The organism is Micromonospora sp. RTP1Z1, from assembly GCF_033804685.1.
Lineage (GTDB): Bacteria > Actinomycetota > Actinomycetes > Mycobacteriales > Micromonosporaceae > Micromonospora.
The window spans coordinates 54,667-76,012 of the sequence record NZ_JAPFQV010000016.1 but is presented as its reverse complement, the minus strand read 5'-3'; the positions used below and the strand labels follow the sequence as shown (position 1 = coordinate 76,012).

Here is a 21,346-nt window from a genome sequence, read left to right as displayed (position 1 = left end):
CAACCGCACAACCTGAGCTGTCCAGCAGTCCGACGATTCGGTCGCGACCTCTGCCCCGCAGTTGCACACCAGGTTGGGGCCATCGCAACCGTCCATGCCGCAGCAGCCGTTCCGGCGCTTGTGGTCCGGATGTAGGCGACGGACCAGCAGGTCGTCTGGATTGATCAGGACAGTGTTTCGAGGCCCTGCGGAGACTAGAAATCGCTCGTGCGTAGGGCTCGGCACGTGGGGCGGCCCGAACGGGTCGGCGTCGACAGCGAACCTCCCCGGGGGCACCCATGCTAGACAGGGGTCGCCGGGCCGTAGATCAGACGGTGAAGCCGGTTCGGGCAACTCTGCGAGCTGCACCTCCTCCAGGTCCCTTGTAAGGGCGGCTCTGCAACGAAGGCACGCGAACACCGTCATGGAGAGATCATCTTGCAGTCGCCGGTCCTACGGAAGCCGGTGGTCAGCAAGGCAGCAAGAAAGCAGCGAGTGCGTCGACAGCCCCTGATCAGCGATACCACTGGACCGTCAGCAACCTGCGCGACACGTCAGCAGATGACAAGGGATGACGTTCACCGGTAGTCCGTGACCACGTTCGGGACGAAGAGGTCGTCGGTTCGAATCCGGCCACCCCGACCAGAGGTAAAAGACCAGGTGAGATCGTCTCTCACCTGGCCTTTGTCATGTCCCCGGCGCTCCCCTCCATCGGCTCAGGCCGCCGGCTAATCGGCGCTTTCGCCCTGGTCAGCCTCGAAAGTCAGCGGAAAGTCAGCAAACGAGTCCCTGACCTTCTCCGCGCCGGCCTCGAAGGCGTGCGTGTACCGGTCCAGCGTGGTCGAGATCTGCTCATGCCCCATGACCCGCGCCACGTCATTGATCGGTACGCCGTCCGACACCAGCCAGGTCGCGTACGAGTGCCGCAGATCATGGAACCGAAGTCCACCCTGGGCCATGCGCGAGACGCGAGCCCGCGCCACACGGCGGTTCGGGAACTCCTCGATCACCTCGCTGCCGTCCCGGTCGCGCCAGGTCACCCGCCACACCCTCGGCCCGACCTGGACGACCTTGCCGAGCAGACCCGCCCGCACGAGCGCCGGCCGCCTGATCCAAGCCCGAAAGACCGTGCGACGCAGCGGCCTGCCGGCCTCGTTGGTGAAGACCTCCCCCGCCGGCCGGGCGCACGAGTTCGCGGTGCTCCCGCAGGAGCTTGACCACGAACGGCGGCAGCGGCACAAGTCGGCGGCCAGCCCGTGTCTTCGGATAGGGCTTGAACGTCACGTGCGCGGCGCCGAGGACACCGCCGCTCAGGACCTGTTGCGGATGCTCGGCGAGGTCCAGGCCGTGCACCGCGGCTGGCGTCGCCGGATGCGTCAGAGCCAATCCGCCGTCCAGGACAGCTACAACCAGCTCGTCGCCGAGTCGCGCCTGATCCGGCACTTCGAGACCGTGTACGTACCAGGGCTGCTCCAGACCGCCGACTACGCCCGTCGCGTCCTGACCGAGATGGTCGAGCTGCACAACCTCGACATCGCCGACGTGGACGCCGCCGTAACCACCCGGATGCAGCGCCAGCAACTCCTCTACGACACCAGCAAGCGGTTCGAATTCCTGCTAGCCGAGCCCGTACTGCGGTGGCTCCTGTGCCCGCCCGACGTCATGCGCGGCCAGCTCGACCGGCTGCAAACCGTTGTTGGCGCACCGAACATCCGCTTCGGCATCCTGCCTCTCGGCGTCCCGCTCGCCACCACCCCGCAGAACTCCTTCCAGCTGTACGACGACGTCGCCATCGTGGAGACCTTCGTCGGCGAGACCACCTACCGCGACGACGAAGCAGCCACCTACACCAAGCCATCGAACGACTCTGGAACCAAGCCGTCACCGGCGAAGACGCCCGGAGACTCATCGTCCGCGCCGCCCAGGGCCTCCCGAGCTAATACGACAGCCCGGGGTTCATTATGTAGATCCGCATGGCTCACCGATTGGATGGCCGTATGAGGATTTCGCCGTTCGCGTTCAAACTGCTCTATCGCATCCGTAGGGTGTATTGGCGGATCGCCAAGCCGACCACCTACGGCGTGAAAGCGCTGATCATTCACCCGGTCGACGCTGACCGAGTGCTCCTCGTCCAACACAGCTACGGCGACCAATCCCTGTGGAGCCTGCCGGGAGGCGGATACAAGCCAGCCCGTGAGACCCCAGAGCAAGCGGCTAGGCGTGAGTGCATCGAGGAACTGGGCATTGAGTTGGACTCGTTCGCCCTTGTACTAGAGGAACACCTGACCACCAGCGGGGGCAAACGGGGCCACCTGAAGATTGTCCGCCTGCACGCGACCTCGGACGAGACCAGCCCAAATGGGGAGATCTCCAAAGCCCGGTGGGCAGCCGTCGACCTTACGGACCTACCTGGCAACGCGGCGGTCTCCAAGTGGGTGTACTCGGCCCTAAAGCGCATGGACGCCGAGCCGCTGGAAATCGAGACGCGTCTTGAGGATCATGTCAGACATCAGGTGGGACGCGCTGTCAAGCATCTCCCGTGACGGGACATCCTTTATAGGATCACATTGCCGAATCCCGCTCTATGAGATCAAGGCGGCCCGCAAAGCGGGCCGCGCCGGCCCGGCCCCGGCCTGCTGGCGACCTCCGGCCGGCATCGGCCGGGCCGGCCGGCCACGCTGACAGACGCAGGATCTTTGAAGAGCTCGGGGCTCCGCCCCGAACCCCGACCCTCCTCAGAGATGCCGCCCGCGGCTCACCTCGCCGGGCACCACAAGGGCTACCAGCCTCCGGGGAGGGCGACCAGGTCGTTCGTCCGGTAGGGCGCTCCACCTCACCCTCCCCGGAGGCTGGACGGTCTACGACTGCCCGACGAGGAGATCCGCTCTCATCGGCCAAGAAACCGCACGATGGCGTCGCGAAGACGCCGGTCCGGGTCGCGAGGCTTAAGGTCAGGGTCGGAGAACGGGGCACCGGCAACGAGCTCAGCCAGAACAGATCCCAGCCGCTTCCGTTCCGCTCGTAGGCTCGACCACGCCGAGTCAGGTAGCCGCAGCACGTTGGCGAGCAGGTCACCCGGGAAATAGTCGCCCTCGGCCAACGGATCGCGGAGCAGGACTTGTACCGCGAGAGGCAGCAGAGCCGGCACGCCAACCTCTTGCCCGAGCATGATGCGCAGGTCTTCGACCGTGAACTCAGCCAACGGCTTGCGTCGTAGCTCCGTGCAACGCCTCACGAGAGACGTGGCGTCAGGGGCCGGGGCCGGCCAAACGTCCCGTTCAAGCTGCTCGATCGTCGTCACGGCGGTCAGGGTAGTCCGCACCCGCGATCCTGGGCCGCCCGGAAGGCTGGCGGGCAATCCACGGGCCAGTAGCCACACGGCCAGCGGTCACGAGCGGGCACGAGACGTCGTTGGGTTGGCCGTTCGCAGCAGGCGTTTCGGGCATCACGACCGGTTGAGCACGCATTTCCAAACTGACGGTGCGGCGCTTGACCTCAGGCGAAGTACTCCTCAGCCAGGTCCATGATCCTGCGCCACCCCACACGCGGTGAACAGCTCCGATGTGCGACGCGTTCGGATCAACGGCTGCCAGGCCATCGAAGTCCAGTGGACGCACGCCCAGGACCTCACCGCCAGTGTTCGCGATGGCCTCAAACCGCGACTTCGCTTGCTCAAGGACCGAATGGCCGGCGATCCGCTCGGAGGTGGGGGGGTGCGCTGCCAAGCCAATCCATCAATCCGACCACTACCACGGGTGGAAGCCATCGAGGCGAACGAGGTGGACGAAACCGAACCGATCGAGTTGCCGAGCGTGCGCCAACCACGGTGAGACGAACCGGGGCGGGCGGACGGTACCGGAATGGCGTTGGGAATCTACGGATCACGAGATTGCTGGCCCTCTGTTCGTAGTTCCGTCAGATGCGGGCGGATGCATCTCGGGAAGCCAGGCGAGATCGATGCCCCTGCGCTTTGCCGCGTCCCACAGCTGACGAGCATCGCGCCCCAGCGCCCAGCGGCGTGCGTACGGCGCGCAGTCCACGACCACGGCGGCGCGCACGACCAGGCCCACCGTGGCGCGAGGCGTCGAGTACCAGATCAACCCATCCGGGCCGGGCATCGTGCGGTCAGCCATGTTTTAGATCATGCAGCCCGGGTCTGACACGCCTGGCAGAGATATTGCAGAAGACATCCGAGCGACCGGGGGCAGCGCGTCAGCAGAAAGTCAGCGAACGCCTGACAGCGGTTCCACATCAACGAGCCGCAGACGGCTGCCAACCCTGGGTCACCGCGATCGAGCGACAGCGGCCGAAAATGGATTACAGCACCGACGGCCGTTCGGGACGAAGAGGTCGTCGGTCCGGCCACCCCGACCAGAGGTGAGAGGGCAAATCCAGTCGATGGATGTGCCCTCTTGTGCTCTCCGGGCAGCGCCGGTCGAGGCCGGCCAGACGGTCAGTCGAGCGCGAACGATCCGGTGACGACCTCGCCCGCCGGCTCGTACGTCCCCATCACGACGCCGGTGGTGGAGACCTTGTTGTCGACGAGCTTGAGCCCGGCGGGGATGGTGCCCTCCGAGAACAGGCGCTTGCCCGATCCGAGGACGACGGGGAAGACCCACAGGCGGAACTCGTCGACGAGGTTGCGCCGCAGCAGCGTCTGGATCAGGTTGCCGCTGCCGTGCAGCTGCAGTTCCGGCCCGTCCTCCTGCTTGAGCGCCGCGACACCGTCGGCCGCGTCACCCTCGATCAGGACCGAGTTGCGCCACTCCAGCGCGGGACGGCTCCGCGACGCGACGTACTTGGTGGCGTCGTTAAGTGGTTTGGCGCCGTCCTCCTCGCTGGCGCGCGGCCAGTGTGCGGCGAAGATGTCGTAGGTCCGGCGGCCGAGGACGAGGTCGAACGGCCTACTCATCGCCGCGCCCATGACCTGCCCCATCAGCTCATCCCAGTAGTTCACCGACCAGCCACCGTGGGCGAAGCCGCCGTCGTCGTCCTCGCCGGGTCCGCCCGGGGCCTGCATGACCCCGTCGAGAGTCAGGAAGGTGCTCACGATCAGCTTTCTCATCTCGCGTCCTCTCGTCAGCGTGAAACGGCGGCCAACAGTTCGTCAATCTGCTCCATGGCCTGAATCCTTTCCCAGTCTTCGGCCAGGATCTGCTCGACACGACAGGCGCTGCGGCCTCATCCGCCCCGGCTGAACAGGACCAGGAGGGCACATCCGGTCGATCCGGATGTGCCCTCCGCGCGTTGTTCTGCCCGAGCCGCAGCGGCCGGGTCAGGCGGGCGCGCTCATTTGACCGCGGCGAGGTCGAGCACGATGTGCTGGTCGCCGTCGGCGCGCCAGGTAAGCACCGCGGGCTCGAAGTCCGCGAGCTGGTTGTTCCAGCCGAACCCGGGCGACTCGCCCTCCGCTCGGACCTGGTTGACCCCGGCCGCCTTGCCGGTGGTGCGATCCCAGACGAGGTGCAGCGTCGTCGCGGGGAGGTCGAGCTGACCGACGGCGAACCGCCCGCCATAGGCCGGAGACAGCTCGCCGGGCCAGGGCAGCTCCACCGGATTGCTGCCGTCCAGCGACTGGAGCGCTACGCGGTCGGCGGAGCCCCGGCCGGTGCACCAGGTGGGCCCGCAGCGCACGAATTGGATGCGCTTGTTCGCGGTCCACGACAGGCGCTCGCCGGTGACGACATTGAGCAGTAGGCCGCGCGTGTGAAGACTCGCGGTCGACATGTACTGGTCGGTGATCCACGGGGAGACGTTCGCGGACTGGAAGCCCGCCGAGCCCGGCACGTCCGTTACCGCCCCACCGTGCACCGACACGGACCGGATCACCCGGAACACCCGGCCCTTTGCGCGATGCTCCTGCTCCCAGAAGATCTTGTCGCCCGCCACGCCGAACCGGGGGGCTGACCCATTGGGCAGCAAGGCCAGGCGGGTCGCCGCGGTGCCGTCGAGCGGGGCCACCCACACCTCCCGTACCGAGCGGCTGTTCCGGAAGCCGGACAGGAACCAGACCGCGCGCCCGTCGACTTCTCGGGCCATCAGGACGCTGGACATTGCTAGGCCGTCGCTCACCGCTGACGTGCCGAGGACGGTGACCGTGCCCGCCCGGGTGTCGAAGATCGAGGGTGCCGCCTCCCCGGTCGGCCGGTCCCGCGCCACCAGGTAGCGGTCGTCGCCCAGCACGGCCACCACGGCGTACCGGGATCCGTCGGGGAGCGCTGCGGGCAGCCGGTGGACGGCGTCCGGCCAGAGCTTCTCCGGCTCGGGCAGGTTGGTGAAGTCGGGGATCCGGTCCGGCGAGAAGACATAGTGAGGTCCGGGGTCGGGCGGTGGCACCGCCATCCGTACCCCGGTCACCACGCCGACGGCCGCCACCACGACGGCGCAGGCCGCGGCGAGGATCGCCCGCCGGCGCCGCCGGCGCCGCTGCCGGCCGCGGACCGCGTCGACCGGGTCGTAGCCGGGCACCGGCACGTCCTCCGCCGCCCAGGCCAGGGTTCGCGTCAGGCGTTCCTCGATGTCGTTGCTCATCCCCGCCTCCCGAAGGTCGGTTCGCGGTGCTGGTCGGTGTGCGCCCGGAGCTTCTCCAGAGCGCGGGAGACCTGGCTACGTACGGTGCCGCGGGAGATGCCCAGCAGCTCCGCGATCTCGTCGTCCGTCCGGTGCTCGTAGTAGCGCAGCACCAGGACCGTCCGCTGCCGCACGGGCAGTCCCGCCAGCAGCGGCCAGAGCTGCGCCTCCGCGTCGACCCGGTCGATCCCCGGGTCCACCGCCGGCCGGTCCGGCACGGCGGGCATCAGCCGCTCCCGGCGCAGCCGACGCCACCGGCTGATGTGCAGCCGCGCCATCGTGGTACGGACGTACGCGTCGGGATTGTCCCGCCGGACCACCCGCGGCCAGGCGGAGCCCAGCCGCGCCAACGCCTCCTGCGCCAGGTCAGCCGCGTCGTGCGGGCTGCCGGTGAGCACGTACCCGTAGCGCACGAGCGACGTCCACCGGGCCCGGACGAACTCCTCGAACGCTGGTTCGGCACCATCCATGGCCACCTCCTCGAACCCAGGACGTCCGGGCGGGGCGATCTGTTGCACGGCCGCCCAAAAAAACAGGCCCGGGCCGAAGCCCGGCCCGTCCCGCATACCGCGTGATCCCGCCGGCGTACGGGGCAGCGGAGCGGATGGCCGACTGCCTAAGCTCTGCCCCGTGTCTGCCACCACCGTCTTCGGCGTACCCACGAAGAACCGCCTCGACCACTACCCGGAGCTGCGCCCGTTGCGCCAGGCCCTGCTGTCGCGGGACTGGCCGGCGGTGACCCGGTTCTTCGCCGAACTCCCCGCCGACCAGGACCCGAGCGTGGCGGTGACGGTGGTCGCTGAGCTGCGGGGCGTGGAGACGTTCCTCGAGGGCGCTGCGGCGTCCTCGACCCTGGCGGCCACCCTGCTCGGCGCCCGCTGGGTGGTGATGGGCTGGGAGGTGCGTACGGGCCTCTACGCGAGCGAGGTGAGCCGGAAGCAGTTCGGGCAGTTCCACGCGTTCCTGGCCCGGGCCGACAACCTGCTCGGCGACGTGGTGATGGCGGAACCGGGCAATGTGGCAGCGTGGACGACGCGGGTACGCATCGCCCGCGGCCTGCAGGTGGGGCTCACCGAGGCGTGGCGGCGCTACAACCAGGCAGCCGGGGCTCAGCCACACCCGTTCACCGCCCAGCTGGACCTCGCCCAGCAGCTCTGTCCGAAGTGGGGCGGTTCCTTCCCGCAGCTGCACGCCTTCGCCCAGGTGTGCGCTGGGGAGGCGCCACCCGGCGCGCTGAACGCGGCCGTGGTGGCCGAGGCGCACATCGAACAGGCCCGCGCGGAGCCGTCGGCCTCGCGGTACATGCGGCAGCCGGAGGTACGCGAGCAGCTTCGTGACGCGGCGGCCCGGTCGGTGGGCCACCCCGCCTACCGGCCGGTCTACGGTTGGGTGCAGGCGCAGAGCAGCTTCGCGTACGCCTGGTCGCTGGCGGGGGACCGTCGCAGCGCCGCCCCCCACTTCGCCGCCCTCGGCAACCGGTTCACCTCCTACCCGTGGGAGTACTCCCAGGGCACCGGCGGGGTGACGTACAAGGCTCGGCAGCTCGCCGCGCTGATGACGCGAGGGCACCGCACCACCCGCGGGTGAGGGCGCCGCGGCACGCCGCACGGAACGATCACGGAACGCTCACGTCGGCGGTTCTGGCATCGTTGATGGCATGCCCGGGCTGATTCGATCACGTTTGACCGAATGGACCACCTTCGTACCCCTGATCGCGATCCTCGTGCTCGCCGTCACGTGGGGGCGGCACCTGGCCGGCGTGCTGGTCGCGGTGGTGGCCGCGCTGCTGGCGGGCGCCGTCCTGGCGGCCGTGCACCACGCGGAGGTGGTGGCACACAAGGTGGGCGAGCCGTTCGGCTCGCTGGTCCTCGCGGTGGCGGTCACCGTGATCGAGGTGGCGTTGATCGTCACGCTGATGATCAGCGGCGGCGACAAGACCCAGGCGCTGGCCCGGGACACCGTCTTCGCGGCCGTGATGATCACCTGCAACGGGATCCTCGGCCTCTCGCTGCTGATCGGGGCGCTGCGCCGCCGGGTGGCGGTCTTCAACCCGGAGGGCACCGGCGGGGCGCTGGCCACCGTGGCCACCCTCGCCACCCTCAGCCTGGTCGTCCCGACCTTCACCACCAGCCGGCCCGGGCCGGAGTTCTCCCCGGCGCAGCTCGCCTTCGCCGCGGTGGCCTCGCTCGCCCTGTACGGACTCTTCGTGCTGGTGCAGACCGGCCGGCACCGCGACTACTTCCTGTCGGTCACGCAGGGCGGACAGGTGGTGGACGCCGATGGCGACGGCCATGCCGACCCGCCGTCGACCCGCGCCGCGCTGGCCAGCCTCGCGCTCCTGATCGTGGCCCTGGTCGCAGTGGTCGGCAACGCCAAGATCATCTCACCGACCATCGAGGCCGGCGTCTCCGCGGCGAACCTGCCGCAGGCGTTCGTCGGGGTGATCATCGCCCTGCTGGTGCTGCTGCCGGAGACCCTCGCCGCCTCCCGCGCCGCCCGCCGCGACCGGGTCCAGATCAGCCTGAACCTGGCCCTCGGCTCCGCAATGGCCAGCATCGGGCTGACCATCCCCGCCATCGCGCTCGCCTCGATCTGGCTGGACGGGCCACTGCTGCTCGGCCTCGGCGGCACCCAGCTCACGCTGCTCGCGCTCACCGCCGTGACCGGCGTGCTCACCGTGGTGCCGGGCCGGGCGACCGTGCTCCAAGGCGGGGTGCACCTGGTGCTGCTCGCCGCGTTCGTCTTCCTCGCCGCCAGTCCGTAGGGCGGACACCGCCGGCCGGGCGGTCCCGACGGCGGCGCACGGCAGTCGGCTCGACGTCAGGACGGCTCGTCCGTCGCCCGCCGTGACTAGCATCGGCGGCGATGGAGCTACTGGAGCGGGCCGGCCCACTCGGGGCGCTGGACGAGCTGCTGACGGCCAGTGCCGCCGGTGGCCGCATCGCGCTCGTCGCCGGCGAGGCGGGCGCCGGCAAGTCCGCCCTGGTGGGCGCGTTCACGGCGACGGTCGGGGCCCGGGCCCGGGTGCTCCAGGGCGGCTGCGACCCGCTGCTCACCCCGCGCGCCCTCGGCCCGCTGCACGACATCGGCCGGCAGGTCGGCGGGGCGCTCGCGGAGCGGCTCGCCGACAGCCGGGCCGGCGACGGGCGGGAGGGTGAACGCCGGGGCGTGCTCTTCGACGCCCTCCTCGACGAGCTGGCCGGCCCTCGGCAACGCCGCCGACCGGTGCTGGTGATCGAGGACGCGCACTGGGCGGACGAGGCCACCCTCGACCTGACCGCGTTCCTCGGCCGCCGGCTGGCCGGCTGCCGCGCCCTGCTGGTGCTCACCTACCGCGACGACGAGGTGGGTCCGGAGCACCCCCTGCACGCGGTGCTCGCCGGGCTGCCGCGCGCGCTGGTGCGCCGGCTGCCGCTGGCACCGCTGTCCACCGCCGCCGTCGAGGAGCTGGCCCGCCGCGCCGGTCGCTCCCCCGCCGGCCTCTACCAGGCCACCGGGGGCCACCCGCTGCTGGTCACCGAGGTCCTGGCCGCCGCCGGGCCGGGCGTCCCGCCGACCGTACGCGACCTGGTGGCCGCCCGGCTCGCCGCGCTCAGCCCGGCCGCGCGGGAGGTGGCCCGGCTGGTGTCGGTGGTGCCGTCCCGGATCGAGTCGCACCTGCTCGCCGGGGAGCCGCCGACGGCCGTCGAGGAGTGCCTGGCCGGCGGCCTGCTGGTGCCGGCGGAGGACGCCGTGCGGTTCCGCCACGAACTGCTCCGCCGGGCGGTCCGGGACGGCCTCTCCCCGGTACGCCGCGCGGCCCTGCACGCGGCGGTGCTGGCCCGGCTCGCCGACCGGTCCGATGTGGACGTCGCCCGGCTGGTGCACCACGCGCACCACGCCGACGACGCGGCGGCCGTGCTCCGGTGGGCGCCGCTGGCCGCGCGCCGGGCCGCGGCCGTCGGCGCCCACCGGCAGGCCGTCGCCCACTACGCGGTGGCCCTGCCGCGCGCGGCCGGACTGCCGGCGGCGCGCCGGGCGGAGCTGCTGGAGGCGTACTCGTCCGCCGCCTACCTCGCCGGGCTGGGCGCGGAGGCCCTCGCCGCCCGACGGGAGGCGCTCGCGCTGCGGGAGGCCGACGGCGCTGCCGTCCCGATCGGCGAGAACCTGCGCTGGCTCTCCCGGCTCTGCTGGTGGACCGGGGACAGCGGGGCCGCCCGCGCGGCGGCCACCCGGGCCGTGGAGGTGCTGGAGTCGGCGCCGCCCGGCCGGGAGCTGGCCATGGCGTACAGCGGGATGGCGCAGCTGCTGATGCTGGCCAACCGGGACGACGAGGCGATCGACTGGGGTGACCGGGCGCTCGCGCTGGCGGGCCGCATCGGGGATCGGGACACCGAGGCGCACGCGCTGGTCAACGTCGGGTCGGCGCGGCTGCAGCGCGGCGACCCGGACGGTGTCGAGCTGCTGGAACGGGCACACGTCCAGGCCGCGCTCGACGGGCTCGACGACCACGCCGCGCGGGCCCTGGTCAACCTCGCCACCATGTCCGTCGAGCGGTACGACCTCGAGGCGGCCGGCGCCCGACTGGAACGCGCGCTGGAGTTCACCACCGGGCGGGATCTCGACGGGTACGCCCGCCACCTGTTGGGCTACCGGGCCCGGCTGCGGCTGCTGCTGGGCGACTGGACGGGCGCGCTGGCCGACGCCGAGACCGCCCTCGCCGGCTCCCGACAACCCGGCGGCAGCCTGGTGCCGGCGCTGCTCGTCCGCGGCCTGCTCCGCTCCCGGTACGGCGATCCGGCGGCGGCGGACGAGCTGACCAAGGTGGCCGGGTGGGCGTACGGCACGGGAGAGCTCCAGTTCGTCGGCCAGGCGGCGGCGGCCCTCGCCGAGCACCACTGGCTCGACGGCGAGCCGGAGCGGGCCGCCGCCGAGGCCCGGCGCGGCTACGAGCTGGCCGTCGCGGCGGGCGAGCCGTGGTTCACCGGGGAGCTGGCGTACTGGCGGTGGCGGGCCGGGGAGCTGACGTCGGCGCCGGAGGTGGCCGCGTTGCCGTACCGGCGGCTGCTCGACGGCGACTGGGCCGGCGCGGCCGACGAGTGGCGGCGCCTCGACTGCCCGTACCGCCGAGCGGAGGCCCTGGCCTGCGGAGACGCGGAGGCGGCGGGCGAGGCGCTACGGATCCTGGACGCCCTGGGCGCGGTCCGGACGGCCCGGCGGCTCCGGGCCGAGCTGCGCGGGCGCGGCCTGGCCCGGGTGCCGCGCGGCCCGCGACCCGCGACGACGGCCAACCCGCCCGGGCTGACCGCCCGGCAGCTGGAGGTGCTGACGCTGGTCGCCGACGGGCTGAGCGACACCGAGATCGCCGCGCGGCTGTCGCTGTCGGCGCGCACGGTCGGGCACCACGTCTCCGCGGTCCTCGGCAAGCTGGCCGTGCCCAACCGGGGGCAGGCCGCCGCAGTCGCGCGGCGGCAGGGTCTGGTGCCGCCAACATAGGTGGTTCTCCCCATGTCCGGCCGCCGCCGCAGCCCTAGCGTCACCGGCAACCGAACGAAGGGCGCTGCCATGACCAGCATGATCGACCTGGCCGCCGTCAAGGCGCGGCAACAGCAGACCTGGGCCAGCGGCGACTACGGCGCCGTCGCCGCCCGCATCCACCTCGTCTCCGAGCTGCTGGTCGAGGCGGCCGACCTCGCCGCCGGAGCGACCGTGTTGGACGTGGCGACCGGCACCGGCAACGCGGCGATCGCGGCGGCCCGCTGCGGCTGCCGGGTGACCGGCGTCGACTACGTACCGGAGCTGCTGGAACGCGCGCACGCGCGGGCCGTGGCGGAGCGGCTGCCGGTGACCTTCGCGACCGGTGACGCCGAGCGGCTCGCCTACCCGGACGCCTCGTTCGACGCGGTGCTCTCCTGCGTCGGGGTGATGTTCGCGCCGGACCAGGAGCGGGCGGCCGCCGAGCTGGTCCGGGTCTGCCGGCCCGGCGGCACGGTCGCGCTTGCGGCCTGGACGCCGGAGGGCTTCATCGGCGACCTGTTCCGCACGGTCGGCCGGCACGTCCCGCCGCCCGCGGGGCTGCGCGGGCCGGTCGAGTGGGGTCGCGAGGAACGGCTGGCCGAGCTGTTCGGGGCGACGCTGCGTGACTTGCGGGCCACCCGACGGACCTTCGTCCTCCGCTTCACCGCGCAGGAGGAGTTCGCCGATTTCTTCCGGGTCAACTACGGGCCCTCACTGAAAGCGTTCGAGGCGCTCGACGAGCAGCGGCGGCCGGCGCTGCACGCCGATCTGGTCGAGCTGGCCCGGCGGTACGACCGCTCCACCGACGGCACCGTCCGCATCCCGGCGGAGTACCTGGAGGTGGTGGCGACCCGGGCGTGACGCTGCCCGGCCGCTTCGCCGTGCGAGGACCGCTCAGTCGTGCAGCTCGGTGCGCGCCACCTCGGCGAACGCGGTGGTCAGGTAGCCCTCCAACGGCCGGCCGGTGACCGCCAGCAGGTCGGCGACGAGAAGTGGGGCGTGCCGGGCGATCGCCGCCGGGTCCGGCGGGGTGTCGTCGTCGCCCGGGCCGTACACGCCCAGGGCGCTGGCCAGCAGAACCAGCAGCACGTGCGGGTCCACGTCGGGCCACCACGCCGCCACGTCCCGCACGCAGCGTTCCAGCACCTGTCGTACGTCGTCGCCGTCCAACCCGTCCGGGTGGGTCTCCTCCAGCAGCAGCCGGACCACCCCGCCGAGCACCAGACCGGCCCGGTCTGCGCCGGTGAGCCGGTCGACGGCCGGCTCGTACGCCCCGGCGTCCCGGGCCCGGGCGGCGGCGACCGCGTCGGTGGCGGCGACCGCGATCTCGCGGGCCGGGGCGGGCAGGTGTCGCCAGGTGACGGTCACCGGCCCAGCATCCCAGACGGGGTGTGGTTGCTCACCCGGCGGCCCGCCGGTACGCGTGGCCGCCGATAAACGGCTCGCGGGGCGTCGTACCCACCGCACAGAATCCAGGCATGCTGCGCCGCGCCCTACCTGCCCGCCCGGAAGCTCGCCGGATCCTGCTCGGCACCCTGCTCTCGGCCGTCGGGCGCGGCCTGACCCTGCCGTTCCTCTTCATCTACCTCACCGACGTGCGCGGGCTGACCGACACCCGGGCCGGTCTGGTGATCGGCTGGTTCGGCGCGGTGACCCTGGCCCTGTCGCCGGTGGGCGGCACGCTGATCGACCGGTTCGGGGCCCGCCGGGTGGTGCTGCCCTGCCTGGTGGTGGAGGCCGTGGGCACCGGCTCGCTCGCCCTGGTCGACTCGACCGCGTCGGCGTTCGCGGTCGCCACGCTGATCGCGGTGGGCGGCTCCGCGCTCTGGTCCGGGCAGACCACCATCCTCGCCTCGCTGACCGACGACGGCGAGCGGCAGCGGGTCTTCGGCCTCCAGTTCGCCCTGCTCAACCTCGGCATCGGGGTGGGTGGCCTGATCTCCGGCGCGGTCGTGGACACCGCCCGGCCGATCACCTTCCAGGCCATCTACCTGCTGGACGCGCTGAGCTACCTGATGCCGGGGCTGATCCTGCTGACCCTGCCGCACGTCGGCCGCCGGCTCGCCGCCGCACCGACCGCCGGGGACCGGCCGTCGACCGGGGGCTACCTGACCGTGCTGCGGGACCGGCCGTTCCGCCGCCTGGTCATCTTCGGCCTGGTCCTCACCACCTGCGGGTACGCGCAGATCGAGGTGGGCTTCACCGCGTACTCCATCCGGGTGGTCGAGGTGACGCCGCGGGTGGTGGCCTGGGCGCTGGCCGCCAACACCGTGATGATCGTGCTCTCCCAACTGCTGGTGATCCGCCGGATGGAGGGGCGCAGCCGGACCGGCGGGCTCGCCGCGGTCGGCGCGGTCTTCGCGACCGCCTGGCTGGTGCTCGGCGCCGCCGGCGTGATCGGTACAGGTAACGCTCTGGTCGCCGCGCTCAGCGTGGTGGCCTGCGCGGCGATCTTCGGTTTCGGCGAGACGATGCTGTCGCCGGTGATGCCCGCGCTGACCAACGCGCTCGCCACCGACGAGCTGCGCGGCCGGTACAACGCGATGAGTTCGATGATCTTCGGGGTCAGCGGGATCATCGGCCCGGTCACCGCCGGCCCGCTGATCGGCGCCGCCGACGGGCGGATCTGGGTGGTCGTCGTGGTCGCCGGCTGCCTGACCGCCTCCGTGCTGGCCCTGTCGCTGCGCCGGCTCCTGACTCCCGCCCAGGACGGCCGCCTCACCCCGGCCCTCGCCCGGGACCCGGAACCCGCCGCCCGTTGAGGGTGGGAATGCGGACGGGCCCCGGAGCGGATGCTCCGGGGCCCGTCGTCGCGAGGGCCGGCCGTCAGGCGGCGGGGACCTCGGTGGTGGTCTGGATCCGGTCCAGCGTCGGCGCGGAGACCGGCGACTTCGCGGTCAGGTACGCGACGAAGGCGTCCAGGTCGATCATGCCGGTGACCGGGTTCGTGCCGCCCGTGAGGACGCTGAACCCGTCGCCGCCGCCGGCGAGGAAGTTGTTCACCGTGACCCGGTAGGTCGCGGTGTCGGTGACCGGGGCACCGTTGATGGTGAGGCTGCCCCGGACCACCCGGGTGCCACCGCACGGCGCGCCGGCCGCGGCGGTGGTGCCGTTCGGGTCGACCACGTAGTGCACGGTCGAGGAGGCGTACAGCACCCGGGCGACCGTGAACTGCTGCTCCACCATGCAGTAGAGCTGCGCCCCGGTGAGGTTCAGCGTCACCAGGTTGTTGGCGAACGGCTGCACTGTGAACGCCTCGGAGTAGGTGACCGGGCCGGCGTCGAGGTCGGCGCGGACGCCACCGGGGTTCATGAACGCGGCGACCGCGTTCTGCTCGTCGTCGGTGGCGGCGAGCTGGGCGTCGGCGATCAGGTTGCCCAGCGGCGACTCACCGGTCTGGTACGTCGGCTTGCCGTTGGCGTCGACGCCGGTCTGGTACAGGTTCTCCTGCGTCTTGGTGATCGCCGTGGTGGTCTCGCCGACCACCTTGTCGGCGACCGGGCCGAGCGCGGTCTTGTACCGGGTGATCAGCTCGGTGCTCGCCGGGTCCTTGGCGACGTCCCGGGTGACCACGACGTTGTTCGCCTTGGCGGTGATCACGTCACCGGTACGGCGGTCGATCTGCAGGTTGATGTCGGTGACCAGGCGCCCGAACGAGCTGGCGCTGGTGACCAGCTTGCCGTTGATGTTGCAGTTGTACGCGGCGTGGGTGTGCCCGCTGACGATCACGTCGATCGACGGGTCCATCCGGTTGGCGATGTCGACGATCGGCCCGCTGAAGCCGGTGCAGTCGTTGATCCCGCCACCGTTCTGCACGCCGCCCTCGTGCAGCAGCACGACGATGGTCTCGACGCCCTTGGCGCGCAGGATACGGGCGTACTTGTTGGCGGTCTCCGCCTCGTCGGCGAAGGTGAGGCCGGCGACGCCCTGCTGGCTGACGATCTGCGGGGTGCCCTCCAGGGTCATCCCGATGAAGCCGACCTTGACCCCGTCGACCTTCTTGATGCCGTACGGCGGCAGCAGCGGCTCGCCCGTGGCGGTCTTGAAGGCGTTGGCGGAGAGGTACTGGAAGTTGGCGCCCGCGAACGGGGTGCCGTCGGCGCAGCCGTCCACCGGGTGGCAGCCGCCGTTCTGCATCCGGAGCAGCTCGGTGGCGCCCTCGTCGAACTCGTGGTTGCCGACGCTGGTGAACTCGAGCCCGGCGAGGTTCATCTCCTCGATCGTCGGCTCGTCGTGGAAGGCCGCGGAGAGCAGCGGGGAGGCGCCGATCAGGTCACCGGCGGCGACCGTGATGGTGTGCTCCCGCTCCTCCTCGGTGGTGCCGCGGAGCTGGGCGAGCCGGGTCGCCAGGTACTCCGCGCCACCGGCCGGCTGGCCGGCGATGGTGCCGCTGGACCCGGTCGGCGGCTCCAGGTTGCCGTGGAAGTCGTTGATGGCGAGCAGCTTGACGTCGACCGGCTTGGGGCCGGCCTCGGCCTGGTTGGGGTTGGCGGCGACCGTGCCGAGCGCGGTCGCGGCGAGCGCGACCAGGCCGACGGCGGCCCGGCGCATCCCGGGGACGGACATGGAACTCCTCGTGAGAATCGGCGCGTGGCGGTCCGGACGATGGTTCGCCCGGCGACCCTGAGCCGTGCCGTGACAGGGGTCGATGGCGGGTGACGGCGGTCGGGGGATGCCGCCCCGCCGGGGCAAGCTTGCCATCCGTGAAGCGATCGGTCGACCGGTGCAGTTCATCTGAACGATGGATATGGACGGCGAACTGTGCCGGTCTGCCCGACGAGTCCGACATGACGGGCAGGTGAATTCCTTCGCGACCGTCCGTTGTCACCGGTCGCGGGCCGAGAAACCAGCCGAACGGCGGCGCAGATCGGCCCTCCGGGACGGATCGCTCCGCTTCCCGGTCCTCGCAGGAGAAGACTGTCCGATAGGGATCAGAAGTGAATATCTTTCTGGGGTTTGGCCGGATTAGCCGGGGTACGAAATTGGTGCAAGGGCAAACCAACGGAAGGAAGAATTCATGCGCGCAGCACGATTCCGCACCGCCTTCGTCGCCCTGACCGCCGCCACGGGGTTGGTCCTCGGTAGCACCGGCGTGGCCCAGGCGGCCCCGGTCAGCCAGCAGGCCCCAACCGTCGCGCCGGCCGCGTCCGGCGTGAGCACGCCGGTCACCGGTAGCTTCACGGACGCTCTCGGCGGGGCCGGCACCTTCGCCGGCACCTTCACCCCGACCCGGTTCGTCAACCAGAACGGTCAGCTGGCCGCGGTCGGCACGTTGACCGGCACCCTGACGAACGCGGCGGGCACCTCGCTCGGCGCCGCGACCCAGCAGGTCACCGTGCCGGTCCAGGTCAGCGGCACCTGCGACATCCTCAACCTGGATCTCGGCCCGCTGGACCTCAACCTGCTCGGCCTCCAGGTGCACCTCAACGAGGTCGTGCTCGACATCACCGCCCAGCAGGCCCCGGGCAACCTGCTCGGTAACCTGCTCTGCGCGGTCGCCGGCCTGCTCGACCACACCGGCGGCGCGGGCGGCGCCCTGAACGGGCTGGTCGCCCTGCTCAACCGGATCCTGTCCGTCCTCTGACGGACCTGACCCACCCGCAAAGCTGAGGGCGGAGGCCGCCGGGATCAGCCCGGCGGCCTCCGCTCGTCCGGGCCGGGTCGGCCCCTTACGATCAATTGCAGCGCCAGGTCGTCGATCAGCACCGGATCCGGGCCGTATTCGGGGTCGGCCCCGGATGGCAGGGGCACACGCCGCGCCGTACCGTCCCGCTCCGCGCCGTCACGTGGCCGGTCCACCGCCTCAGAACCAGCAGGTCTGCCCGGCGGCGTGGCTGACCTGGACGGTGTGCGTGACGCAACCGCCGTCGGTCACCCGGTGCAGCAGGAACGCGGTCGGCTCGGCGACCAGCCCGATCGCCTCGTCGTCGCTCATCGTCAGCGAGGCCTGCACCCAGGTGCTCGGCGCGGTGGTGAGCACCGTGCCGGCGAAGGCGGCGGTGACCGCACGGTGCAGGTGGCCGGCGGTGACGCGTACGACATGGGGGTGCCGGCCGATCACCTCGGCGAGCGCGTCGGAGTCGGCGAGCCGGATGGCGTCGGCGGCCGGGACGCCGACGGCGACCGGCGGATGGTGCAGGCACACGACGGCCGGCACCTCCGGCCGGCCGGCCAGCACCCCGTCGAGCCAGGCCAACTGGTCGTCGCCGAGCCGTCCACCGCTGCCACCGGCGACGAGCGAGTCCAGCACCACGACGGTCGCCTCCGGATGGTCGACGTGGTAGTACGCCGAGAAGCCGCCACCCAGGTAGGGCGTCCCGCCGAAGGTGTCCAGCAGCGACTCCCGGTCGTCGTGGTTGCCGGTGGCGAGGTGGACCGGCAGCGGGAATCGTCCGATGATCTCGCGGAGCGCCACGTACTCGTCGGTGCGGCCGTGGTTGACCAGGTCGCCGGTGATCACCACGGAGTCCGGGCGGGGGCGCAGCGCCAGCACCCGGCCGAGGGCGCGGTGCAGCCCGGCGGCCTGCTCGGCGGCGAGCGGGCCGGTGGTCACGTGCGGGTCGCTGAGCTGGGCGATGAGCATCGACGCCTCCTCGGGACCGGGACCCTCACGCTATCGCCGACCACCCCCACCGCGCGGCCCCGCCGTACCCACAGGCCGCGCCCACAGCCTGTGGATAGCACATGTGTACGAAGGTCGCCGCACCCGTCGCTGAGTAGTCTTGATCGCGCCCCCCGGCGCCGACCCGGGCCCCTCCCACCAGGAACGACGTGGATCACCAGCGAGTCATCCGAGACGTCACGGTCCGCCTCCCGATGGCGTCGACCGCCCTGGAGGCGTGCCAGTGGACCGTCGCCGCGCTCGCCCGGCACACCCCGGCCACCCTCTCGATCCTGCTCCAGGTCCACGACCGCCTCCGCTGCGTCGCGGCCACCGGCGCCTGGCAGGTCTTCTCCACCGTGCCGCCGAAGACCGGCATCGTCGGCCGGGTGTACGCCTCCGGCGAGCCCGCCACCGTCGGAGACGTCAGCACCGACCCCGACTACCTCCCGGTACGCCCCGACGTGGCCGCCGAGCTCTGCGTACCGGTGCTGGACCCGGCGGGGCGGCCGATCGGCGTACTCGACCTGCAGTGGAGCGGTCCGGTGGAGCTGGGCCCGTGGCGGGAGACCGCAGTGCGGCTCGCCGCCCGGCTGGGCGCCCGGATCACGGCGCTCGGCGGACCGCCGGCCGAGAGCCGCAGCGAGAAGCTGCTCCGGCACGCCGCCGCGATGACCTCGGCCCCCACCGACTGGGACCTGATGACCGCCGCGATCACCGCGGCCCGGGACGTCTCGACCCTCTCCGCAGCCGTACTGGTCCTCTCGGGCCGGCGCGGGGCCCGGCTCGGCGCGCCGACCAGCGCCCCCGGAGAGCTGGAGGCGCGGATCCGCGCCGAACTGACCGAGGCCGGTGGCGACCCGCTCGGCCGGCTGATCGCCCGGGCCCACCGGCACGGCGCGGCGTACACCCTGGGCGAGGCCGGACACCCGCCGACCGACGACTACCTGCCGTTGGCCCGCGCCGGGGCGCGCACCCTGGTGGCGGTGCCGGTCGGGCCGCCGGAGGCCGGCGGGGTGCTGCTGGTCGCGGACGAACGACTGCTCCGGCCCGATCCCACCACGGTCAACCTGATGGAGTTGCTGGCCGGGCAGGCGTGGACCTGCCTGGACCGGCTGCGCACCCTGGCCCGGCTACGCGAGCAGGCCAGCTTGGACCCGCTCACCGGGTTGCGGCACACCGGGCCGTTCGGGCAGCGGATCGCCACCGCCACGCCGGGGCGTACCGCCCTGCTGGCGATCGACGTGGACGGCTTCAAGGACGTCAACGACACGTACGGCCACCAGGCCGGCGACCGGCTGCTGGTCGGGCTGGCGCGGGCGCTGGAGCAGGCGCTGCGGCAGGGCGACGAGCTGTACCGGATCGGCGGCGACGAGTTCGTCGCGGTGATCGAGGTGAACCGTCCCGAGGAGGCGCTCCGGATCGCCGAGCGCCTCACCGAGGCGGCCCGCCGTACCGGCCGCACCATCAGCGTCGGCGTCGCCCTGCCCCAACCCGGCGAGGCCCCGGAGTTGACCCTCCGCCGCGCCGACCAGGCCCTCTACGCGGTCAAGCGCCACGGCCGCGACGGCGTCCGCCTCGCCGCCGCCTGACCCCCACCCGCGTTCTCGCCCCACTTCCCCGCGATCTTGGCGGGGGTTAGGGGTGGGTTAGGTCTTTGGCCAGGAGTTCGGCGACCTGGGCGGTGTTGAGGGCGGCGCCCTTGCGGAGGTTGTCGCCGGTGACGAAGAGGTCGAGGGCTCTCGGGTCGTCGACGGCGCGGCGGATGCGGCCGACCCAGGACGGGTCGGTGCCCACCGCGTCGATCGGCATCGGGAACTCGCCCGCGGCGGGGTCGTCGACCAGGATCACGCCGGGCGCGTTGCGTAGCGCCTCGCGGGCGCCCTCGGCGTGCACCTCGGTGGCGAAGACCGCGTGCACGGCGACCGAGTGGCCGGTCACCACCGGCACCCGGACGCAGGTGGCCGAGACCTTGAGGTCGGGCAACCCGAGGATCTTGCGCGACTCGTTGCGCATCTTCAGCTCCTCGGACGACCAGCCGCCGTCGGCCAGCGAGCCGGCCCAGGGCACCACGTTGAGCGCCAGCGGGGCCGGGAACGGCCCCAGTTCGTCGCCGACCGCCTGCCGCACGTCGCCCGGGCGGGACCCCAGCACCCGGTCCCCGGCGATCTTGCTGAGCTGGGCGTGCAGCGTGTCCACGCCGGTCTGACCCGCCCCGGAGACCGCCTGGTACGAGGCGAGCACCAGCTCGCGCAGGCCGTACTCGCGGTGCAGCGGCGCGATCGCCACGATCATCGTCAGGGTGGTGCAGTTGGCGTTGGCGATGATCCCCTTGGGCCGGTTGCGCACCTGCTCGGGGTTGATCTCCGGGACCACCAGCGGGACGTCCCGGTCCATCCGGAAGGCACCCGAGTTGTCCACCGCGACCGCACCACGGCTGACCGCGATCGGCGCCCACTCGGCGGAGACCTCGTCGGGCACGTCGAACATGGCCACGTCGACCCCGTCGAACGCCTCCGGCGTGAGGGCCCGGACGGTCAGCTGCTCGCCGCGGCACTGCACCTGCCGCCCCACCGAACGCTCCGAGGCGAGCAACCGGATCTCACCCCAGACGTTGCGCCGGGAGGAGAGCAGCTGGCACATCACCGTGCCGACGGCACCGGTCGCCCCAACCACGGCGAGGGTGGGCAGCGACGACAT

20 protein-coding genes are annotated in these 21,346 nt (G+C 72.1%); 10 read left to right on the top strand and 10 right to left on the bottom strand.

Features of this window, described 5'->3' with window-relative positions; all coding sequences use genetic code 11:
* Positions 1–707: 707 nt before the first annotated feature.
* Positions 708–1,019 (bottom strand): tyrosine-type recombinase/integrase, encoded by a 312-nt coding sequence (locus SLP03_RS11185; protein WP_319460484.1) that lies wholly within the window; start codon positions 1,017–1,019, stop codon positions 708–710.
* An 88-nt stretch (positions 1,020–1,107) separates the two neighbouring features.
* Between SLP03_RS11185 and SLP03_RS11180 the strand changes: the two genes are divergently transcribed.
* Both SLP03_RS11180 and SLP03_RS11175 read left to right on the top strand, forming a co-directional pair.
* A complete protein-coding gene (locus tag SLP03_RS11180) occupies positions 1,108–1,980 on the top strand; it encodes a DUF5753 domain-containing protein (RefSeq protein ID WP_319460483.1) in 873 nt (290 codons plus the stop codon).
* Positions 1,977–2,522 (top strand): NUDIX domain-containing protein, encoded by a 546-nt coding sequence (locus SLP03_RS11175; protein ID WP_319460482.1) that lies wholly within the window; start codon positions 1,977–1,979, stop codon positions 2,520–2,522. The genes SLP03_RS11180 and SLP03_RS11175 overlap by 4 nt, the downstream gene beginning before the upstream one ends.
* A 344-nt stretch (positions 2,523–2,866) precedes the next feature.
* Here the strand turns inward: SLP03_RS11175 and SLP03_RS11170 are convergent, their stop codons facing one another.
* The gene (locus SLP03_RS11170) at positions 2,867–3,280 is read right to left on the bottom strand and encodes a contact-dependent growth inhibition system immunity protein (RefSeq protein WP_319460481.1); all 414 of its coding nucleotides are present in this window, start codon (positions 3,278–3,280) and stop codon (positions 2,867–2,869) included.
* Between the two features lie 247 nt (positions 3,281–3,527).
* On the opposite strand from SLP03_RS11170, the gene SLP03_RS11165 reads away from it, so the two are divergent.
* Positions 3,528–3,809 carry a hypothetical protein gene (locus tag SLP03_RS11165; protein ID WP_319460480.1) on the top strand — a complete coding sequence of 94 codons (282 nt, stop codon included), beginning with the start codon at positions 3,528–3,530 and terminating at the stop codon, positions 3,807–3,809.
* A gap of 51 nt (positions 3,810–3,860) precedes the next feature.
* Here the strand turns inward: SLP03_RS11165 and SLP03_RS11160 are convergent, their stop codons facing one another.
* From SLP03_RS11160 to SLP03_RS11145, 4 genes are all read right to left on the bottom strand, one after another.
* The gene (locus SLP03_RS11160; RefSeq protein WP_319460479.1) at positions 3,861–4,112 is read right to left on the bottom strand and encodes a hypothetical protein; all 252 of its coding nucleotides are present in this window, start codon (positions 4,110–4,112) and stop codon (positions 3,861–3,863) included.
* 320 nt (positions 4,113–4,432) lie between these two features.
* Complete coding sequence (locus SLP03_RS11155; protein ID WP_319460478.1) at positions 4,433–5,044, bottom strand: dihydrofolate reductase family protein; 612 nt, start codon at positions 5,042–5,044, stop codon at positions 4,433–4,435.
* A gap of 224 nt (positions 5,045–5,268) precedes the next feature.
* Positions 5,269–6,510 (bottom strand): hypothetical protein, encoded by a 1,242-nt coding sequence (locus tag SLP03_RS11150; RefSeq protein ID WP_319460477.1) that lies wholly within the window; start codon positions 6,508–6,510, stop codon positions 5,269–5,271.
* Positions 6,507–7,019 carry a SigE family RNA polymerase sigma factor gene (locus SLP03_RS11145; RefSeq protein ID WP_319460476.1) on the bottom strand — a complete coding sequence of 171 codons (513 nt, stop codon included), beginning with the start codon at positions 7,017–7,019 and terminating at the stop codon, positions 6,507–6,509. The genes SLP03_RS11150 and SLP03_RS11145 overlap by 4 nt, the downstream gene beginning before the upstream one ends.
* Before the next feature lie 160 nt (positions 7,020–7,179).
* Here SLP03_RS11145 and SLP03_RS11140 point away from each other — a divergent pair, with 160 nt between their 5' ends.
* From SLP03_RS11140 to SLP03_RS11125, 4 genes are all read left to right on the top strand, one after another.
* The gene (locus SLP03_RS11140; protein WP_319460475.1) at positions 7,180–8,136 is read left to right on the top strand and encodes a hypothetical protein; all 957 of its coding nucleotides are present in this window, start codon (positions 7,180–7,182) and stop codon (positions 8,134–8,136) included.
* A gap of 70 nt (positions 8,137–8,206) precedes the next feature.
* On the top strand, positions 8,207–9,313 hold the full coding sequence (locus SLP03_RS11135) for an ionic transporter y4hA (protein ID WP_319460474.1): 1,107 nt from the start codon (positions 8,207–8,209) through the stop codon (positions 9,311–9,313).
* Between the two features lie 101 nt (positions 9,314–9,414).
* Entirely contained in the window at positions 9,415–12,024 is a 2,610-nt protein-coding gene (locus SLP03_RS11130) for an ATP-binding protein (protein ID WP_319460473.1), read from the top strand.
* 69 nt (positions 12,025–12,093) lie between these two features.
* Complete coding sequence (locus SLP03_RS11125) at positions 12,094–12,906, top strand: class I SAM-dependent methyltransferase (RefSeq protein WP_319460472.1); 813 nt, start codon at positions 12,094–12,096, stop codon at positions 12,904–12,906.
* A gap of 33 nt (positions 12,907–12,939) precedes the next feature.
* Here SLP03_RS11125 and SLP03_RS11120 read toward each other — a convergent pair whose 3' ends face one another.
* A complete protein-coding gene (locus tag SLP03_RS11120) occupies positions 12,940–13,413 on the bottom strand; it encodes a hypothetical protein (protein WP_319460471.1) in 474 nt (157 codons plus the stop codon).
* Positions 13,414–13,523: 110 nt separating this feature from the next.
* Here SLP03_RS11120 and SLP03_RS11115 point away from each other — a divergent pair, with 110 nt between their 5' ends.
* A complete protein-coding gene (locus SLP03_RS11115) occupies positions 13,524–14,807 on the top strand; it encodes an MFS transporter (RefSeq protein WP_319460470.1) in 1,284 nt (427 codons plus the stop codon).
* 64 nt (positions 14,808–14,871) lie between these two features.
* Here the strand turns inward: SLP03_RS11115 and SLP03_RS11110 are convergent, their stop codons facing one another.
* Positions 14,872–16,611, bottom strand: coding sequence for a bifunctional metallophosphatase/5'-nucleotidase (locus SLP03_RS11110; protein WP_319460469.1), 1,740 nt, complete (start codon positions 16,609–16,611; stop codon positions 14,872–14,874).
* A 451-nt stretch (positions 16,612–17,062) separates the two neighbouring features.
* On the opposite strand from SLP03_RS11110, the gene SLP03_RS11105 reads away from it, so the two are divergent.
* Complete coding sequence (locus tag SLP03_RS11105; RefSeq protein ID WP_319460468.1) at positions 17,063–17,629, top strand: hypothetical protein; 567 nt, start codon at positions 17,063–17,065, stop codon at positions 17,627–17,629.
* Positions 17,630–17,848: 219 nt separating this feature from the next.
* On the opposite strand, the gene SLP03_RS11100 is transcribed toward SLP03_RS11105, so the two are convergent.
* Positions 17,849–18,628, bottom strand: coding sequence for a phosphodiesterase (locus SLP03_RS11100; RefSeq protein ID WP_319460467.1), 780 nt, complete (start codon positions 18,626–18,628; stop codon positions 17,849–17,851).
* Between the two features lie 233 nt (positions 18,629–18,861).
* Here SLP03_RS11100 and SLP03_RS11095 point away from each other — a divergent pair, with 233 nt between their 5' ends.
* Positions 18,862–20,238 carry a diguanylate cyclase domain-containing protein gene (locus tag SLP03_RS11095; protein WP_413644499.1) on the top strand — a complete coding sequence of 459 codons (1,377 nt, stop codon included), beginning with the start codon at positions 18,862–18,864 and terminating at the stop codon, positions 20,236–20,238.
* A gap of 46 nt (positions 20,239–20,284) precedes the next feature.
* On the opposite strand, the gene SLP03_RS11090 is transcribed toward SLP03_RS11095, so the two are convergent.
* Complete coding sequence (locus tag SLP03_RS11090; RefSeq protein ID WP_319460465.1) at positions 20,285–21,346, bottom strand: aspartate-semialdehyde dehydrogenase; 1,062 nt, start codon at positions 21,344–21,346, stop codon at positions 20,285–20,287.

Coding starts and splice junctions, on each gene's coding strand:
- SLP03_RS11135 (WP_319460474.1), top strand. CDS start 8,207: ATGCCCGGGCTGATTCGATCACGTTTGACCGAATGGACCACCTTCGTA.
- SLP03_RS11105 (WP_319460468.1), top strand. CDS start 17,063: ATGCGCGCAGCACGATTCCGCACCGCCTTCGTCGCCCTGACCGCCGCC.
- SLP03_RS11095 (WP_413644499.1), top strand. CDS start 18,862: ATGGCGTCGACCGCCCTGGAGGCGTGCCAGTGGACCGTCGCCGCGCTC.
- SLP03_RS11130 (WP_319460473.1), top strand. CDS start 9,415: ATGGAGCTACTGGAGCGGGCCGGCCCACTCGGGGCGCTGGACGAGCTG.
- SLP03_RS11100 (WP_319460467.1), bottom strand. CDS start 18,628: ATGCTCATCGCCCAGCTCAGCGACCCGCACGTGACCACCGGCCCGCTC.
- SLP03_RS11090 (WP_319460465.1), bottom strand. CDS start 21,346: ATGTCGTCGCTGCCCACCCTCGCCGTGGTTGGGGCGACCGGTGCCGTC.
- SLP03_RS11160 (WP_319460479.1), bottom strand. CDS start 4,112: ATGGCTGACCGCACGATGCCCGGCCCGGATGGGTTGATCTGGTACTCG.
- SLP03_RS11150 (WP_319460477.1), bottom strand. CDS start 6,510: ATGAGCAACGACATCGAGGAACGCCTGACGCGAACCCTGGCCTGGGCG.
- SLP03_RS11110 (WP_319460469.1), bottom strand. CDS start 16,611: ATGTCCGTCCCCGGGATGCGCCGGGCCGCCGTCGGCCTGGTCGCGCTC.
- SLP03_RS11155 (WP_319460478.1), bottom strand. CDS start 5,044: ATGAGAAAGCTGATCGTGAGCACCTTCCTGACTCTCGACGGGGTCATG.
- SLP03_RS11115 (WP_319460470.1), top strand. CDS start 13,524: ATGCTGCGCCGCGCCCTACCTGCCCGCCCGGAAGCTCGCCGGATCCTG.
- SLP03_RS11175 (WP_319460482.1), top strand. CDS start 1,977: ATGAGGATTTCGCCGTTCGCGTTCAAACTGCTCTATCGCATCCGTAGG.
- SLP03_RS11125 (WP_319460472.1), top strand. CDS start 12,094: ATGACCAGCATGATCGACCTGGCCGCCGTCAAGGCGCGGCAACAGCAG.
- SLP03_RS11145 (WP_319460476.1), bottom strand. CDS start 7,019: ATGGATGGTGCCGAACCAGCGTTCGAGGAGTTCGTCCGGGCCCGGTGG.